Origin of the sequence: Burkholderia sp. AU4i, from assembly GCF_000466765.1 — a bacterium.
GTDB classification, from domain to species: Bacteria; Pseudomonadota; Gammaproteobacteria; order Burkholderiales; family Burkholderiaceae; genus Burkholderia; species Burkholderia cepacia.
The window spans coordinates 1-15,995 of the sequence record NZ_ASSI01000028.1 but is presented as its reverse complement, the minus strand read 5'-3'; the positions used below and the strand labels follow the sequence as shown (position 1 = coordinate 15,995).

Genomic DNA, 15,995 nt, shown 5'->3' with positions numbered 1-15,995 from the left:
CGCACCTGACCTTGAAGGATGCGAACGTGCCGGTGAACGTGAACCTGCGCACGTATGCGGGGCCGGAGGGGCGTTTCTGCCCGGCGGCGGTGTACGAGTTCGTGAAGAACGACGACGGCAGCGATCGCCTCGTGATCAACGCGCAGAACTGCGTGCACTGCAAGACCTGCGACATCAAGGACCCGACGCAGAACATCGTGTGGGTCACGCCGGAAGGCGGCGGCGGGCCGAATTACCCGAACATGTAACGCAACGTATCCCCGCGCCTGCGGGCGCGAACGAACCGGAGTGAGACGATGAGCAATGCAGCGAAAGAAGTCGTGGTGGTGAGCGGTGTCCGTACCGCGATCGGTGATTTCGGCGGCAGCCTGAAGGATTTCTCGCCGACCGACCTCGGGGCGAAAGTCGTGCGCGAAGTGCTGTCGCGCGCGAACGTGTCGGGCGATGCGGTCGGGCATGTCGTGTTCGGCCACGTCGTGAACACCGAACCGAGGGACATGTATATCGCGCGCGTCGCGGCGATCGACGGCGGCGTCGCGCAGCACACGCCCGCGCTGACCGTGAACCGCCTGTGCGGTTCGGGCCTGCAGGCGATCGTGTCGGCCGCGCAGACGATCATGCTCGGCGACGCCGACGTCGCGATCGGCGGCGGCTCGGAAAACATGAGCCGCGCGCCGTACACGGTACCGGCCGCGCGTTTCGGCCAGCGCATGGGTGACGGCAAGCTCGTCGACATGATGCTCGGCGCATTGCACGACCCGTTCCAGACGATCCACATGGGCGTGACCGCCGAGAACGTCGCAGCGAAGTACGGCATCTCGCGCGACGCGCAGGACGCGCTGGCGCTCGAATCGCATCGTCGCGCGGCGCGCGCGATCGCGGAAGGGCGCTTCAAGGACCAGATCCTGCCGATCTCGATCCGCACGAAGAAGGGCGAGGTCGCGTTCGACACCGACGAACACGTGCGTCACGACGCGAGCGCGGACGATTTCACGAAGCTGCGCCCGGTGTTCAAGAAGGAGGACGGCACGGTGACGGCCGGCAACGCATCGGGCATCAACGATGCGGCCGCGGCCGTGCTGATGATGAGCGCGGATGCCGCGCGCGCGCAGGGCGTGAAGCCGCTCGCCCGGCTCGTCGCGTATGCGCACGCGGGTGTCGATCCGGCATACATGGGCATCGGCCCCGTGCCGGCCACGCAGAAGGCGCTCGAACGCGCGGGCCTGAAGATCACCGATCTCGACGTGATCGAGGCGAACGAGGCGTTCGCCGCCCAGGCATGCGCGGTCACGCAGGAGCTCGGCCTCGATCCGGCGAAGGTCAACCCGAACGGGTCGGGCATCTCGCTCGGTCACCCGATCGGCGCGACCGGTGCGCTGATCACGGTCAAGGCGCTGTACGAACTGAAGCGCATCGGCGGGCGTTACGCGCTCGTGACGATGTGTATCGGCGGCGGCCAGGGGATTGCGGCCATCTTCGAGAACATCTGATAATCGACCGCTCAGCACCCGAACACACAGGAACTACATGGCCATCGAAATTGTCGGCGTCGTGGGCGCCGGAACCATGGGCAACGGCATTGCGCAGACCGCCGCCGTTGCGGGACTCAACGTCGTGATGATCGACGTCAGCGACGCCGCGCTCGAGAAGGGCGTCGCGACGCTGAAGGGCAGCCTCGAGCGGCTCGTGTCGAAGGGCAAGCTCGACGCAGCCGTGCGCGATGCGGCGCTGGCGCGCATCACGACGTCGACCGACTACGCGCAGCTCGCGTCGGTCGATATCGTGATCGAAGCCGCGACCGAGAACGTCGAGCTGAAGGGTCGCATCCTGAAGCAGATCGAGGCCGTCGCACGGCCCGACGCGATCATCGCGACCAACACGTCGTCGATCTCGATCACCGCGCTCGCGGCGCCGCTCGCCGATCCGGCGCGCTTCGTCGGCATGCACTTCTTCAACCCGGTGCCGCTGATGCCGCTCGTCGAGATCATCCGCGGGCTGCAGACGAGCGAAGCGACCGCGTCGGCGGTGCGCGAGCTGACCGAGCGTTTCGACAAGTCGCCGATCGGCGTGCGTAACTCGCCGGGCTTCGTCGTGAACCGGATTCTCGTGCCGATGATCAACGAGGCGTTTTTCGTGCTGGCTGAAGGCATCGCGTCGGCCGAGGAGATCGACGCGGGGATGAAGCTTGGCGCGAACCACCCGATCGGGCCGCTCGCGCTGGCCGACCTCGTCGGCCTCGACGTGTGCCTCGCGGTGATGGACGTGTTCGTGAAGGACTTCGGCGACCCGAAGTATCGGGCGTGCCCGCTGCTGCGCGAGATGGTGACGGCCGGCCGGCTGGGGCGCAAGACGGGGCGCGGGGTGTACGACTACAGCGCCTGATGCGCGAGCCGGGCGCCGGTTGCGTGGAGTCCCCTGTGTGAATCGGGGGCATTCATGAAACCGGCGAGCAGTACGGCGCGCACCTGCACCCCGGAGACTGGGCACTGATCCAGCCTCCGGGGTGTTCTCTTGATGCGATTCACGGCCGTCGCTGCGTACCGCATGGCACCGAACGGACCGTCAATCGGCAACGACGGTATCGTCGACGTAGTTCGCGATACTGAAGAACCGATAGTCGCTCAGCAGATCGGGCGCCGGGAACCCTTCCGGATGAATCCGCCCGTAAATCGGGCTGTCGGGGCGCAGGCCGGCCAGGGTCAGCGCGAGCGTGAATTCGTTGAACGGCGCCATGAACTGGCGCGACACGAAATGCATGCCCCAGTTGAACACCGACGGAAGCTGCTCGGTGCGCAACCACGTGTCCGGGCCGCCCGGCGCCCGCGCGCACAGGTTCTCCGCCCACGGGCTGTGTCCTTCCACGATGAGAAAGCCATGCTTCGCGTGGGGCTTCCAGCGGGTCAGGAAATCGATCAGGTCCGCAGCCGCCACGTAACCGGGAACGAGCCCTTCCGCGTCGCTGTACGCGACCTTGAACGCGCGCTTGATCTGTTCGAGCCCGATCGGCAACGCTTCCTGATCCGATACCGTCAGGGCCCCCGCATAGTGCTGGTCGATCACCGCGCGCAGGCGTGCCCGATCGACGGTGCGGAGATGGCGCTCGAGGATCGCTTCGGCGGCGTCCTTGCGCCGGACGCCCAGCCGACGGTTGTGGACCAGGAACATGAAGGTGTGCAGCAGGTCGCTGAGTCGCGCCGGGCGCACGCTGCCGTCCGGCTGCGTGACGGTCAGGCCGCTGTCGGCCACGGCTTCGTCGTAGCGGTCGGGCTGGGAGATGTCGGCGGCGATCACGCGTACCTGCACGCCGGGGATGTCCTTCAGCGCGGATAGCGTCGCGGTGGCGCGGCCGCGCGCGGATTCGTTGTAGTCGGCGCCGATCACGAGCAGCGGATAGTCGGCGAGGTGCCGGCCGCGCCGCGTCGACGTGATGACGTATTCCGCCAGGCGCTTCACCGCGCTGCCGTCGCCGCAGCCCATGTCGGCGATGCCGGCGGGCTGGCGATCCAGCGGCGTGTCGTCGAACAGCTCGCGCAGGATCTTCGTCGTGATTTCCTGCGACGCCGGCCCCGACCCGGCGCCGCTCGACGCATACACGTTCATCACGCGATCGATGTGGCCGTCGCTGTCGATATCGAGCGGATCGGGGTTGCCGAACAGGAGCTCGTCGAGCAGCGCATACGAACGCAGATACGACGCGGGCAGCCCCGCATAAGGCGCGGCGATCGGACGGTGAATCCGGCCCGACTCGGTGAGCCGCACCTCCCCCTGGTCGATTTCCACCATGCCGAACTTGCCCATCAGCGCCCATGCCGCGTCCAGGACGACCGGGTCCGCCTGTGTCCAGGCACCCACCGCGACCCCGCCGGGCTGCTCGACGAGCTTGCCGAGGATGCCGGGCGCCGACTGCGCGTACTGGCCATCCGGCTGCCTGTCGAACACCGGCATGTCGAGCGCGACCCAGGTCGGGCCCAGCAGCAGGCCGTCCATCGCCGTGCGCAGCTGTCCGTTCGCCTGGCGCTCCAGGTCGGTGGCCGGAGGCGCAAGCTCCGGCCAGCCCGCCACGCAGGCCCGCACGAGCCGCGCATACAGCAGGCTGTCCTCGGCCGCCACGCGCGTTCGATGACACAGTGCGTGCAGATGCTGGAGCACCGACGTTGCATCGGCCAGTTGCCCGAACAGCGGCCGGGCGTGCTCGACGCACGCGACGACATATTCGCCGGCGGGCGTGAGCGCATAGTCGGCGTCTTCGTCGCCGCGATCGAGGGTCAGCCAGCCGGCCAGGCTCAGCAGGTTGAACGCGCCCCACAGAATCCCGAGGTTACGGGTCGGGTCGGGCTGGCGGGATGCCGCGAACGCGCGCATCGCGCGGGGCGCTCCGGCCCGCAGGCCGTCGAACGCGCCGGCAAACACCAGGCGCGCCAGCGTCGGCACCAGCACGATGCCGTTGGCCCAGTTGCAACTGCGCGTGTAGGCCATCACGCGCTGTGCGTCGTGCCGGCCGATGCGCAGCGTGGCCGCATGCGTGTGGTGTTCGAGCCTGACGGGCAGTTCCTCGTCGAGCACCTCGACGCCGATCGCGGCGCCGGCCGGCAGGCCGAGCAACGTGCGCGTTTCGTCGGGATAGGCGTCGAGATAGTGTTCGAGCTGCCGGGCCAGCGCGGTGGTGGAATCACCAAGGTCGAATCGGGCGTATCGGGCGTGCATGTTGGACGGTCTCACAGGATCGAAGGTTGGGCTGCATGGGATGAAGGGGCATCCGGATCGGCGTGCGCCACGATCGGCGCCGGCGCGGTGCCGCGAGTACGGGGCGCGAGATGGGCGGCCAGCGCGCGAATGGACGGGTAGTCCCAGACCGCGGACGGATCGACGCTCACGCTGAACGCCTCGCTGAATACGATCGTCATTTCGACGGCGAGGATCGAGTCGAAGCCGATCTCGGCGAACGTCGACTCGCGCGTCAAGCGAAGCTTGCGGTGCTTGAGGCGCTCGCCCAGCCACGCGATGAGCCATTGTTCGACGGCATGAACCTGCTGGCGATCGAGCAGGCTCGCCGGCTCGCCCGCGATCGGGGCCGGCGCCGGACCGGCGTCTTCGCCGGCCGGCGTGTCGGGCGCGTCGGGGGTGTCGGGCATGCCGGCGGCCGCGTGCTCGCCGGGATTGGCGTCCAGCAACGGATCGACGAGCTGGCTTGCGCCAGGGACCGTTTGCTCGATCGCGCCGATCTCGAGCCCGATCTGCGCGGCCCAGTCGTTCAATTGCGCCGACGTGGTTAGTGCGGATCGCAGGCCGACCTGCCGCTGCGCCGCCTCGATCGCGAGTTCGTACCGGCGCTGCGCCCAGCGCAGCGCGCCGTCACCGATGCGCTGCTGCGCAGCCGCACGTTCGGTCACCGCGAGCAGCAGTCCCCATTGAGCGATCGTGCCGAGCCAGTAATTGACCCAGACGGCGGCATGCGCGGCGCCGCCGAGTTTCGCCGCATTGGCGAGCCCGTCCTGCGACAGCCGGGCGCCAAGCTCGCGCAGCTCCGTGGCCAGCACGCCGGCGCCCAGCGCGCTTTCCAGATAACGCGGAAGCTCGTCGCTTCCGTTCAGCAGACGGCTGCCGAGGTGAACCAGCAGCGTTTCGGTCGGCCCCTCGAAGATGCGGGTCAGGCGTGCGTCGCGGAAGATCTGCGGCGCGAAGTTGGTCTCGATGTAACCGCGGCCGCCCAGGAACTGCATCAGCTCGTCGGCGGATTGCGACAGCAGCTCGGAGCCGAGAATCTTCGCGATCAGCAGGCAGTCTTCAGGCAGCGCGACGCCGAGGTCCAGCTCGGTGGCCAGGTGCTCGACCAGCGCGTCGAGCCCGTCGATGCGGTCCCGCAGCTCGCCCAGGCGCAAGCGGCTCAGCGGATTGTCCAGCAGGAGCCCGGTGGCGACCTCGCGCCGCGCCCCGTAGCGATGCATCAGCTGCGCACAGCGCTTCATTCCGCCGACGCTGACGGCGGCGATGCCGAGGCGCGCGATGTTCATCGCGTGCTGTGCCACGGACATGCCCTGGCCGATGTCGCCGAGCCGGCATGCGTCGCCGATCCGCGCCCGATCCAGATGCAGCGAATTCTGGATCATGCCGCGCACGCCCATCGTCAGCTCCTCGGCGCCGATCCGCACGCCCGGCGTGCCGGGTCGCACCGCCAGGCCGACCATTCCCGTGCCGTCGGCCTGCTTCGCGAACACGTTGATGATCCCCGCCCACGCGGACGAGCCGCTCCAGCGCTTGGTGCCGCTGACCAGCCAGTCGCCGGACGCGGTGCGCTGCGCGCGGGAGGCGATCGCGCGGACATGCGAGCCCGCGGCCGGCTCCGTGATCGCGAATGCGGCGAGCATCCGGCCGCTCGCGAGGCTCGGCAGCAGTTCGTCGCGCAACGTCGGTTGCGCGTGCTGCATGATCGGCACGATGCCGAGCGTATTGTTCAGGGCAACGAAAAAAGCCAGCGTCGAATCGATCGCGGCCAGTTGCGCAAACACGCGCGCCATCTCGCGGTGGCCGAGCCCGAGCCCGCCATGCGAACGGTCGATCGGCATGCCGAGCAGGCCCCGGTTGCCGAAATCGAGCACGACGTGCGGCGGTATGGTGCGTCGCTCGTCGATGGTGCGCGAATCGATCCGCGTGCGGGCGTAGTGCCTGAGCCAGTCGTTCAGTTCGTCGACGGTGGCGCCGTCGTCGCGCCGGCGATCGTTGGCCGCCGGCTGGTCGACACCGGCGGCCGGGCGCGCGGGCTGCCCGCGATCGGGGGCCGGCGTTTGCGTGCCGGCGTCGACGTCCCACTGCGCGAGGATCGTCAGCGCGCCGTCGTGCAACTGCGTGCGGCACGTGCTGCGGCGCACCTTGCCGCTCGACGTCTTCGGCACGCTGCCGGGCGACACCAGCACGATCCTGCTCGGCCCGATGTCGAGGCGGTTCCAGATCGCCTGGCGAATCGCGTCGATGAAGCTGTCGAGATTGCCCTTGCGCTGCGTGCGCTCGACTTCGGCCACGACGATCAGGCGTTCCGCGTCGGCCTGGTCGTCCATGAAGGCCGCGCAGCCGTTCGGCACCAGTTCCGGCACGCCGACGATCAGCGCGTACTCGATGTCTTCCGAGTAGTAGTTGCGGCCGGCGAGGATCACCATGTCCTTGAGCCGGCCGGTCACGTACAGTTCGTCATCCAGAATGAAGCCGAGATCGCCGGTGCGCATGAATGCCTGGTCCCGGTCGCCGGCCAGCGTGTGCCGGAAGGTCGAATGCGTCTGCTCGTCCAGCCGCCAGTAGCCGGCGGCGACGCTCGGGCCGGCCACGCAGATTTCGCCGATGGTCCGGTCGTCGCACCGCGCGTTGGTCTCCAGGTCGCGCACGATCACCTGCTGTTCGCCGTCGGTGCGGCCCACGCTGACCAGAACCCGCTCGCCCGGGCGGTCCAGCGGCTGCGGCGACACGCCGAGGGTCTCGTTGCGCAACACCACCGATTGCCGCTGGAGCGCGGCCTGGTCGACGCACAGCGTGCGGACCGGGTGCTGTCCCGTGCGGCCGGCGACGTACAGCGTGCCCTCCGCGAGCCCGTAACACGGCAGGAACCCGTCGGCGGCGAAGCCCGCTGCCGCGAAGCGCTGCGAGAAATCCGTCAGCGTGCTGGCGCGCACCGACTCGGCGCCGTTGTACGCGGCGCGCAGGCACGACAGGTCGAGCGTCGCCAGCTGTTCGTCGGAGATTCGCCGGCAGCACATCCGGTACGCGAAATCGGGCGCGCCCGTCAGGTCCGCGCGGTACTGGCTGATCGCGCGCAGCCACAGGTACGGATGCTGGATGAACCGTTCCGGGGCCATCAGCACGCTGCGGAAGCCGCCGTACAGCGACGTCAGGATCACGCCGATCAGGCCCATGTCGTGATACGGCGGCAGCCAGCTGACGATCGTGCTCGACTCGTCATAGGCAAGCCATTCGCGTATCAGCCCCAGGTTGTGGATCAGGTTCGCGTGACTCACCATCACGCCTTTCGGTGTGCCCGTCGTTCCCGACGTGTATTGCAGAAACGCGATGTGGGACGGCTGCACGCCGGCGGGCGAATCCACCGGAGCCAGCGCCTGCGCGCCGCCGACGTCGAGCAGCGTGCTGCCGGACGCGTCGGTATCGGCGAGCCAGGTCGAGCAGCGCGCGTGGTCCTCGGCCGAGCACAGGATCGTGTCGGCGCCCGCGTTTTCGACGATGCCGGCGATCCGCACCATATGCTGCCTGTTGCGCGGCGGGTAGGCCGGCACCGCGATCGCGCCCGCATACAGGCACCCCATGAAGGCGCCGACGTAATCGAGGCCCGGCCGGCACAGCAGCAGCACGCGGTCGCCGACGTCGACCGCGTTCTGCCGCAGCAGCGCGGCGACCCGGCGGGCGCGCACGTCGAGCTCGGAGAAGGTCATCGATTCGGCCCGTTCCTGCTCGGGCGGCCCGCTCAGGAACACGTAGGCGGTGTGGTCGCCGCGTGTGGCGGCGCGGTTCTGAAGCAATTCGCCAAGCGTAGTCGGCAAGGTCGCAGTGGTCATGATGTCGTCGGAAGAGGAATGAAAACAGCGAGCAGGGGCCTCGCACCGGCCGGCGCCCGTGCGTTGCCGCGGCGGACATCCGGATACGGCTATTCGGCGCGATGGAACAGGTCGATCATGTGCGTCATGCTTTTGAGGTGCAGGAAACGCGGCACGACCTTTTCGCTTCTTGCCGCGTAACGGGCCGTCCACTGATGGGCCAGTGCCTGCGTTGCGGCGGCGTTGCCGCGAACCGCGCGTGCGTCGGCCTCGCGTGCATCGAGGCACGCGCGCGCATGCCGTGCGGCCGACCGTGCGAGCTCGCCGGTGAGGATGCCGTGGTGCCCCAGGGCAAGCCGCGGTGCATGCAGCTGTTCGATGACGTCCAGCGAGTGCCGGTACGCAAACAGGTCCTGAAAGACCAGCGGCAGCCAGTGGGTGGCGTCCTGAAACTCGCCGAGCGCATCCGACACGAAACCGATGTCCAGCTGCGGGCAGTAGTAGCCGAACTGGCAGCGGCTGTGGCCCGGCAGCGCGATCGTGCGAATCTGCATCCCGTCGCCGATATCGAGTTGCGCGCCCGGGTTGACCGGGTAGAACGGCAGGTCGGCCAACTCGGTGAAATCGGCGCCGGCAGCGGGTTCCCACGACCGAGACGCGTGCTCGTCGAGCTGGCGGATGGTGCGGCAGGCCGACGGGCTCTGGAACGCATCGAACGCGTCGGGCGAACCGGATACATGGAGCCACGGCATGCGCGACTTGAGCGTCATCAGCAGGCTGCAATGGTCATAGTGCGAGTGGGTGATCAGCCAGTAGCGCAAATGCCGGATGCCGCCGAAGTCCCGCAGCAGATCGTGAAGCTGCTGCCATACGAGCGCCGTCATGCCGCTCAGGCCGCCCTCGATCAGCGTCGCGGCCTCGTCGTTGACGATCACGTACAGCGGCACGTCGGCGGTGCCGATCAGCGCTAGCCGCGGCTCGATCCACCCGGGGGAAGCGTTCAGCATGTCGTTCAGCTCCGATAGAGCGCGCAGGCCCATGTCGCGCCCGCGCCGTAGGTCACGAGGAGGTTGAGCTGGCCGGCCGGCATGCGGCCTTGCTCATGGGCGAGCGAGAGCGCGACCGGAAACGCCGCGCTCGCCATGTTGCCCAGTTGATCGACCGAGATCATGCAGCGCTCGCGAGGCAGCCCGAGCCGCTCGATGACCGCGTCGAGGATGCGCAGGTTCGGCTGGTGCGGCACGACCAGGCCGATATCGCCGATCGTCAGCCGGTGCTTGTCGAGCATCTGCCGGCACGCGTCGACGATGCGGCGCGTCGCGTCCTCGAACATCGGCGCGCCTTTCATCCGGAAGTGGTGGCGGCCGGCCGCGATGTCGTCCGCGTCGATGAAGCGCGGGCGTCGCGCGCCGGGCGCCTCGGTGGCGAGCAGGTCGAACTGGGTGCCGTCGGCGCCGAGCGTCAGGTCGATCAGCCCGCGCGCCGGCTCGTCCGTCGCCTGCAGCAGCAGCGCGGCGGCGCCGTCGCTCAGCAGGATCGACAGGTTGCGCCCGGCGTTGCTCGTGTCGATGCGCCGCGACAGCGCCTCGGCGCAGACCAGCAGCACGTTGCGATACAGGCCGCTCGCGAGGAAGTGGCGCGCGATCTCGAGCCCGTAGAGCCCGCCGCTGCATTGCGCGCGGATGTCGAAGCACGGCACTTCCCGCAAGCCGAGCCGGGGCTGGATGTAGCACGCCTGCGACGGGTCGTGATGATCGGGCGACAGCGTGTTGACGATCAGCAGGTCGACGTCGTGCGCCGTGACGCCCGCGTCGGCCATTGCGCGTTCCGCGGCCGGGCAGGCGAGGTCCGCCAGATGCTGATCGGGGGCGAGATAACGTCGCGCGACGACACCGGTGCGTTCGCGAATGAACGCGTCGCTGGTGTCGATCATGCCGGCGACTTCGTCGTTGCCGACGATTCGCTCGGGCAGCGCATGGCCGAACCCGGCGATGACGAGACGGGCGCTCATGCGTGACCCTCCTGTTCCGTCACGACGGCGACCGCGTCGCCCGCATCGGACACGACGGTTTCGCCCCAGCGCCACAATTGCGCGCCGAAGCCCCAGCCCGCGCCCGCGCCGGCAATCACGACCTTCGATCCCGGCCGGATCACGCCCTGCCGGATCGACTCGGCCAGCGCGAACGGCACGGCGGCCGACACGAGGCACGCGCAATCGGCCACGCGAATCACGTACTGATCGGGTCTGAGCCCGAGCCGCTGTGCCCATGAGCGCACGAGCAGCGCGGACGGCTGGTGGAACACCATTGCATCGACGTCGGCGATGCCGGTGCCGCTCCGGTGCAGCAGGCGCTCGACGATGTCGGGAATCGCCACCGGCATGAAACGCGAGATCGCCTCCTGCGCTTCGGGCTTGAGCGTGAAATACACGCCGAACGGGTTGTCGGCGCCGGTTTCGGCGTCGTCGTCGGCCGCGGCCTGTGCATTGCGCCACTGCATCGTCACAAGGTCGTAGCGGGTGGCGTCGCTGTGATACGCGGCATCCAGCCAGTCGGCGCCGTCGGGGTCGGCCGGCTCCGCGACGAGCACGGCCGCGGCCGCGCCGTCGCCGAAGTTCGTCGACGACTTGCTCGTGTAGTCGACCACCGCCGACATGCGCTCCGACGAGCACACCAGCGCCCGTTTCACGCGCCCCTGCTTGATGAGGTTGGCGGCGAGCTGCAGTTGCAGCACGAAGCTCGCGCATTCCATCTCGATATCGGCGTCGAGCGCGCGCGTGGCGCCGAGCCGGTCGCGCAGCGCGCGCGAGAGCCGCGGCGCGAACCGGCGCCGGCCGTCGGCGAGCGACACGAACGGCGACGTCATGTTGAACAGCACCAGGTCGAGTTCGGCGGGTTCCACGCCGGCACGCGCGAGGGCGTCGCGGGCCGTGCGCTCGGCCAGCGCGAGTTCGGATTCGCCGGCATCGGGGTCGATCATGTGGCGCGATTCGATGCCCCAGAATTGCCACCATTCCGCCGGAATGGGCTCGACGCCCGCGAAGACGGGATCGTCGTTGGGTACCTGGCGGGCCGGCAGGCGGCAGGCGAGACTTGCGATTCGGACGTTGTGCACCGTCAGACCTCCATCGTGCTGCAGGCGATGCGCGGCCGGAACGGATCCAGTGTCATGGCGATCACCGTCCGTTCATCGTCGCGCAACGAAATCGAATCTGCGACGCGCGACGCGAGCCACGCGGGCAGCTGGAACGGGTTCGGAATCTCCGCCGGACCGGTGACGACGTCGACGCGGAAAGCATCCCGCGCGCCGGTGGCGATCGACGGCCATCCGCCCAGCCACGATTCGCAGAACAGCGTGGCGGCACGCCGGTCGATGCGGCTTTGCGCCGCGTCGAGCATCGCGTTGACCGCGGCGCTCGCATTGGCCGGTTCGGCGTCGAAGCGGCCGGTGGCGCGATCGAACCGGCTTTCGAAGCGGGCCAGCGACAGGCTGCCGTTCACGCGCCGGGGCGCAAGCGCGTCGAGCGTCGCGAACGGCGGGGAATCGAGATCCGCGTAGCGGCTCGCATAAGCGCGGTCATGGCCGGACGGCGTCAGCACGATCGCGCCCGCACCGTCGGCGAAGCCGCTCTCGGCCACCTGCTCGACGTCCGCGAGCGCTTCCGCGCGAACGACGAGCGCGCGCCGATAGCCGAGCTGCCGGCAATGGCTTTGCGCGATATCGAGTGCGAGCGTCCAGTCCGCATCGAGCAGGTCGAACACGGCCGCATGCCGCGCACGCAGGTCGCGCTGCACGGGGTGCGCCAGCCGCGGGCCCGCGATCGACGGCGCGTCCGCCATCCGGCTGGGGGAGATCGACAGGCTGACGATCAGATCCAGTTCCGACGGCAGGCAACCGGCTTGTTGCAGCGCCTGCCTGGCCGCCTTGATCGCGTAGTCGTTCGCGCAGGATTGCGCGGTGGTCGCGGGGGCCGGAATGGCCGCCGCGGCGCCGAGAATTTTCATAGGATTTCTTCGCTTTGGACTGCTTGATTCAGGGAACGCGCCGCGCCATGACCGGCCTGCCGGAGCACGGCGCGCCGCAACTTGCCCGATTCGTTGCGCGGCAAACCGGCGGCGTGATAGGCCACGCGATGCGGGCACTTGTATGGCGCAATCACGCTTTTCACGTGCTGCTGAAGCTGCGTCGTCAACGCATCCGAGCCGTCGACGCCCGGGCGCAGCACCACGTGCGCGCAGATGAGCGTGCCGCCCCGTTCGTCGACGTGCCCGACGACGCCGCATTCGGCGATATCCGGATGGCGCAGCAGCGCCTGCTCCACTTCGCCGGGCGACACCGTGTAGCCGGAGGTGATGATCATGTCGTCCGCGCGGGCCTGGTAGAACAGATAGCCGTCCTCGTCCAGGTAGGCGCTGTCGCCCGTCAGGTTCCAGCCGTGCTTGACGTAGTCGCGTTGCCGCGTGTCGTTCAGGTAGCGGCATCCGGTCGGCCCCTGCACGGCCAGGTAGCCGATCTCGTAGGGCGGCAGGCACTGGCCGTGCTCGTCCACGACGGCAACGCGGTAACCGGGCACCGCCTTGCCGATCGCGCCGTCCTTCGTGCCGGTGTCGCCGGTCGACGCGAAGATGTGCAGCATCTCGGTCGACCCGATGCCGTCGATCAGGTGCAGGCCGGTGCGGATCTGCCACGCATCGCGCGTCCATGGCGGCAACGCCTCGCCCGCCGACACGCATTTGCGCAGGGACGAGATGTCGCACGGGTCGCGCTGGTCGAGATGGTCGAGCATGGCCCGATAGGCCGCCGGCGCCGTAAACAGGATGCTGACCCGATGCCGCTCGACGGCGGCCAGCAGCTGTTCCGGGCCCGCTTTCGGCAACAGCACGACGCTTGCGCCGACGCTGACCGGAAACAGCAGCAGCGCGCCGAGGCCGAACGTGAACGCGAGCGGCGGCGATCCGCAGAAGACGTCATCGGCCGTGGGCCGGAGCACGTGCTGCGGAAAGCAGTGGCAGGCCGCCATCACGTCGCGATGAAAATGGACGGTTGCCTTCGGTTCGCCGGTCGTTCCCGACGTGAACGCGATCAGGCAGGGATCGTCCGCGCGCGTTTCGGCGGCCGCGAATGCCGCCGAATGGCCGTCGAGCCAGCGCGCGTGCGGATGCGTGTCGTCCGTGTCGTAGCGTCGAACGTCGCCGCGCCACTGCAGGCTCGCCATCGCCGCGTCGAGTTCGGCGGACAACCCGGCTTCGCAGATCACGTGCGTGACCCGGGCCCGCCCGATGATGGTCGACAGTTCTCCCGCGCGCAGCTTCGGCATCGTTGCGACAGCAATGCCGCCGGCCTTGACCACGCCGAACCACGCGGCGGCCAGCATCGGGTGATTCGCGCCGTGCAGCAGCACCCGATTGCCGGCCACGAGGCCGCCGTCATGGACGAGCAGGTTGGCGATCCGGTTGGCGGTATCGCGCAATTCGCGATACGACCACGTGATGCCCGACCCGGTCGTGATCGCCACCCGATCGCCCCAGCCGCGCTCGTCGACGGCGGTATCCAGCAGCGCGGCGGCGCAATTGAGAAACGGCGGAAACTGCAGCCCCGGCAATTCGAAGACGAACGTCGGCCAATCCTCGGCAGGGGGCAAATTCGCGCGGCAAAAGTCGTCCATCGTCAGCGCTCGCAAGAGTGTGAGTTCGAAGTTCGTGATAGCAGTGCGGTGCCGCGCGGGCCGTGCGCCATGACCGGGCGCGGCCCGCGCAGCCTGAGCCGCGATGCCAAAGAGATGTGGTCGGGGCGGCAGGCATCTGCCGCCGAGCGACGCACGGCGCGCCGGGTCAACCCGATGAAGGCTGGCCGGTTTCGGTGGAGTGATATCGTCTCATTTGATTTTCAAAATAAACAATAATCGATCGGTTTAATTCAAATGCGCCTGGATCTGAAATTCATCGATCAATCTGGGTGGTGTCAAAAAAATATTGGCGCAAGCTTAACGGAATAAATAGTGAAAAGTAAATGGAAGAATCGAAGGGTGATTGTGGTTATCGATTGAAATCGATTCCATTGATCATCGTCATTTTTTAATTAATCTGTTCCGGTAAATCATCTGGCGATTTGTTGACGCCGGCGGAGTATGGCTGCCGCAATGCTGAATAAAGCGTCGCGGAGTTCATCGGCGCGAAACGCACGTCGCTTCACGAAGCGGATTGCGCTGCGCAAAAAAAGAAAGCCCCGCGCTTTCGAGCGTAGCGGTGCTTTGAGGCAGTTTGAATGGGGAATCAGGAATGCAGGCGCCGCGGTCTCGCGCTGCGCCCTTGGGGATTCTTGTAATTATATTGTCGAATATTCAATAACGAGCGGGGAATGGGAATTACCCGGTTATGAGATTCGTGCGCGGCCTAGCTGTCGAGCACGGAAAGATTTTCCGGCAATGTTTGCTTGAACATCGCGAGAATCCTGCGCGCCGCCTTCGGCGGCAACTCGATCGCATGTCGTACCGCCGCGGCGATCAACACCATCGTCAATTCCGAGAACGCGGCCAACTGCACGTCGGGTACCGCCGGTGCGAGTTCCCGCAGCGCATCCGCCAACAGCCCCGCCAGAAACTCGCCGTCCGCCCGGTCGAGCGCCTGCAGTGCGCGGTCGGCCTGCGTGGCCCGCCAGATGTCGCGCATCAGCGGCTCGTCGACGAACATCCGGTAATAGCTGTCCGTGATGCGGGCGAGCGTGGCGTGCAGGTCGTCGAGCGACTTCATCGCGGCGAGATCGCGCCGCACGCAGTCGTGCCCGGCTTCGTTGTAGCGCTCCGCGAGCGTGCCGATCACGGCCGCCTTGTCCGGGAAGTACTGGTACAGCGAACCGAACGAGATGCCCGTGCGCTCGACGATGTCGCTCATCCGGAACGCGTCGCAGCCTTTCTCGATCATCACCTCCGACGCGCTCGCGAGAATGCGCTCGAACCGCTCGCGGCTGCGCTGCTGCGTCGGTACCAGCCGCGCGCGCGCCGGCGCATCCGCTGCCGCCGCCTCGGGCTGGTCGTTTTGCCCCGATTTTTGTCGGCCCATGCCGCCTCCGGAAAAACTTGACGTTGCTAATGCGAGAGTCTATCGTGTTTTCAAAACGCGAGACATTCTCGCATTTTGATCAAAGGAGACGGTCATGTCGGCACTTCCCACCCTCATCGTCGGCGGTTCGGGCAAGACGGGCGCCCGCGTCGATGCACGGCTGCGCGCGCGCGGCATCGCGACCCGGCCCGTGTCGCGCACGTCGGCCGTCCGCTTCGACTGGACGGCGCCCGAGACGTGGCCCGCCGCGCTCGCGGGCGTGTCGGCCGCGTACGTGACCTACCAGCCCGATCTGGCGGTCGCGGGCGCGGTGGACGCGATCGCCGCGTTCGCGCGGCTGGCGCGGGAACGCGGCGTCGAGCGCGTCGTGCTGCTGTCCGGGCGCGGCACGCCGCGCCCAGACAGC

General features: G+C 68.1%; 12 protein-coding genes. 4 read left to right on the top strand and 8 right to left on the bottom strand.

Annotated features, from left to right (window positions below; all coding sequences use genetic code 11):
• The 3 genes from L810_RS04220 to L810_RS04210 form a co-directional block, all read left to right on the top strand.
• Positions 1 to 248 (top strand): 4Fe-4S dicluster domain-containing protein (locus L810_RS04220; protein WP_042975802.1); only part of this gene is annotated, 248 nt, incomplete at its 5' end.
• A 48-nt stretch (positions 249 to 296) separates the two neighbouring features.
• Complete coding sequence (gene bktB / locus L810_RS04215) at positions 297 to 1,490, top strand: beta-ketothiolase BktB (protein ID WP_042973147.1); 1,194 nt, start codon at positions 297 to 299, stop codon at positions 1,488 to 1,490.
• A 37-nt stretch (positions 1,491 to 1,527) separates the two neighbouring features.
• Positions 1,528 to 2,382, top strand: a complete 855-nt coding sequence (locus L810_RS04210) for a 3-hydroxybutyryl-CoA dehydrogenase (protein ID WP_042973146.1) — start codon at positions 1,528 to 1,530, stop codon at positions 2,380 to 2,382.
• 180 nt (positions 2,383 to 2,562) lie between these two features.
• Here L810_RS04210 and L810_RS04205 read toward each other — a convergent pair whose 3' ends face one another.
• The 8 genes from L810_RS04205 to L810_RS04170 all read right to left on the bottom strand — a co-directional run bounded on the left by L810_RS04205 (position 2,563) and on the right by L810_RS04170 (position 15,589).
• Positions 2,563 to 4,704 (bottom strand): AprA-related methyltransferase, encoded by a 2,142-nt coding sequence (locus L810_RS04205; protein WP_021157122.1) that lies wholly within the window; start codon positions 4,702 to 4,704, stop codon positions 2,563 to 2,565.
• 11 nt (positions 4,705 to 4,715) lie between these two features.
• The gene (locus L810_RS04200) at positions 4,716 to 8,552 is read right to left on the bottom strand and encodes an AMP-binding protein (RefSeq protein WP_021157121.1); all 3,837 of its coding nucleotides are present in this window, start codon (positions 8,550 to 8,552) and stop codon (positions 4,716 to 4,718) included.
• An 89-nt stretch (positions 8,553 to 8,641) separates the two neighbouring features.
• Positions 8,642 to 9,538, bottom strand: coding sequence for an MBL fold metallo-hydrolase (locus tag L810_RS04195; protein ID WP_042973145.1), 897 nt, complete (start codon positions 9,536 to 9,538; stop codon positions 8,642 to 8,644).
• A 5-nt stretch (positions 9,539 to 9,543) separates the two neighbouring features.
• Positions 9,544 to 10,542, bottom strand: a complete 999-nt coding sequence (locus L810_RS04190) for a ketoacyl-ACP synthase III (RefSeq protein ID WP_021157119.1) — start codon at positions 10,540 to 10,542, stop codon at positions 9,544 to 9,546.
• On the bottom strand, positions 10,539 to 11,669 hold the full coding sequence (locus L810_RS04185) for a 3-oxoacyl-ACP synthase III family protein (RefSeq protein WP_162175279.1): 1,131 nt from the start codon (positions 11,667 to 11,669) through the stop codon (positions 10,539 to 10,541). Before L810_RS04185 ends, L810_RS04190 begins: the two co-directional genes overlap by 4 nt.
• The gene (locus L810_RS04180; RefSeq protein WP_021157117.1) at positions 11,648 to 12,535 is read right to left on the bottom strand and encodes a 3-oxoacyl-ACP synthase III; all 888 of its coding nucleotides are present in this window, start codon (positions 12,533 to 12,535) and stop codon (positions 11,648 to 11,650) included. The genes L810_RS04185 and L810_RS04180 overlap by 22 nt, the downstream gene beginning before the upstream one ends.
• Entirely contained in the window at positions 12,532 to 14,196 is a 1,665-nt protein-coding gene (locus L810_RS04175; protein ID WP_021157116.1) for an AMP-binding protein, read from the bottom strand. The genes L810_RS04180 and L810_RS04175 overlap by 4 nt, the downstream gene beginning before the upstream one ends.
• A gap of 727 nt (positions 14,197 to 14,923) precedes the next feature.
• Positions 14,924 to 15,589, bottom strand: a complete 666-nt coding sequence (locus L810_RS04170; RefSeq protein WP_021157114.1) for a TetR/AcrR family transcriptional regulator — start codon at positions 15,587 to 15,589, stop codon at positions 14,924 to 14,926.
• A gap of 94 nt (positions 15,590 to 15,683) precedes the next feature.
• On the opposite strand from L810_RS04170, the gene L810_RS04165 reads away from it, so the two are divergent.
• Positions 15,684 to 15,995: SDR family oxidoreductase (locus tag L810_RS04165; protein ID WP_042973149.1), on the top strand; the 312-nt coding region annotated here is incomplete at its 3' end.

Excerpts from the sequence above, each read along its gene's own strand:
- bktB (WP_042973147.1), top strand. The coding sequence starts at position 297 with ATGAGCAATGCAGCGAAAGAAGTCGTGGTGGTGAGCGGTGTCCGTACC.
- L810_RS04195 (WP_042973145.1), bottom strand. The coding sequence starts at position 9,538 with ATGCTGAACGCTTCCCCCGGGTGGATCGAGCCGCGGCTAGCGCTGATC.
- L810_RS04190 (WP_021157119.1), bottom strand. The coding sequence starts at position 10,542 with ATGAGCGCCCGTCTCGTCATCGCCGGGTTCGGCCATGCGCTGCCCGAG.
- L810_RS04170 (WP_021157114.1), bottom strand. The coding sequence starts at position 15,589 with ATGGGCCGACAAAAATCGGGGCAAAACGACCAGCCCGAGGCGGCGGCA.
- L810_RS04205 (WP_021157122.1), bottom strand. The coding sequence starts at position 4,704 with ATGCACGCCCGATACGCCCGATTCGACCTTGGTGATTCCACCACCGCG.
- L810_RS04200 (WP_021157121.1), bottom strand. The coding sequence starts at position 8,552 with ATGACCACTGCGACCTTGCCGACTACGCTTGGCGAATTGCTTCAGAAC.
- L810_RS04175 (WP_021157116.1), bottom strand. The coding sequence starts at position 14,196 with ATGGACGACTTTTGCCGCGCGAATTTGCCCCCTGCCGAGGATTGGCCG.
- L810_RS04210 (WP_042973146.1), top strand. The coding sequence starts at position 1,528 with ATGGCCATCGAAATTGTCGGCGTCGTGGGCGCCGGAACCATGGGCAAC.
- L810_RS04180 (WP_021157117.1), bottom strand. The coding sequence starts at position 12,535 with ATGAAAATTCTCGGCGCCGCGGCGGCCATTCCGGCCCCCGCGACCACC.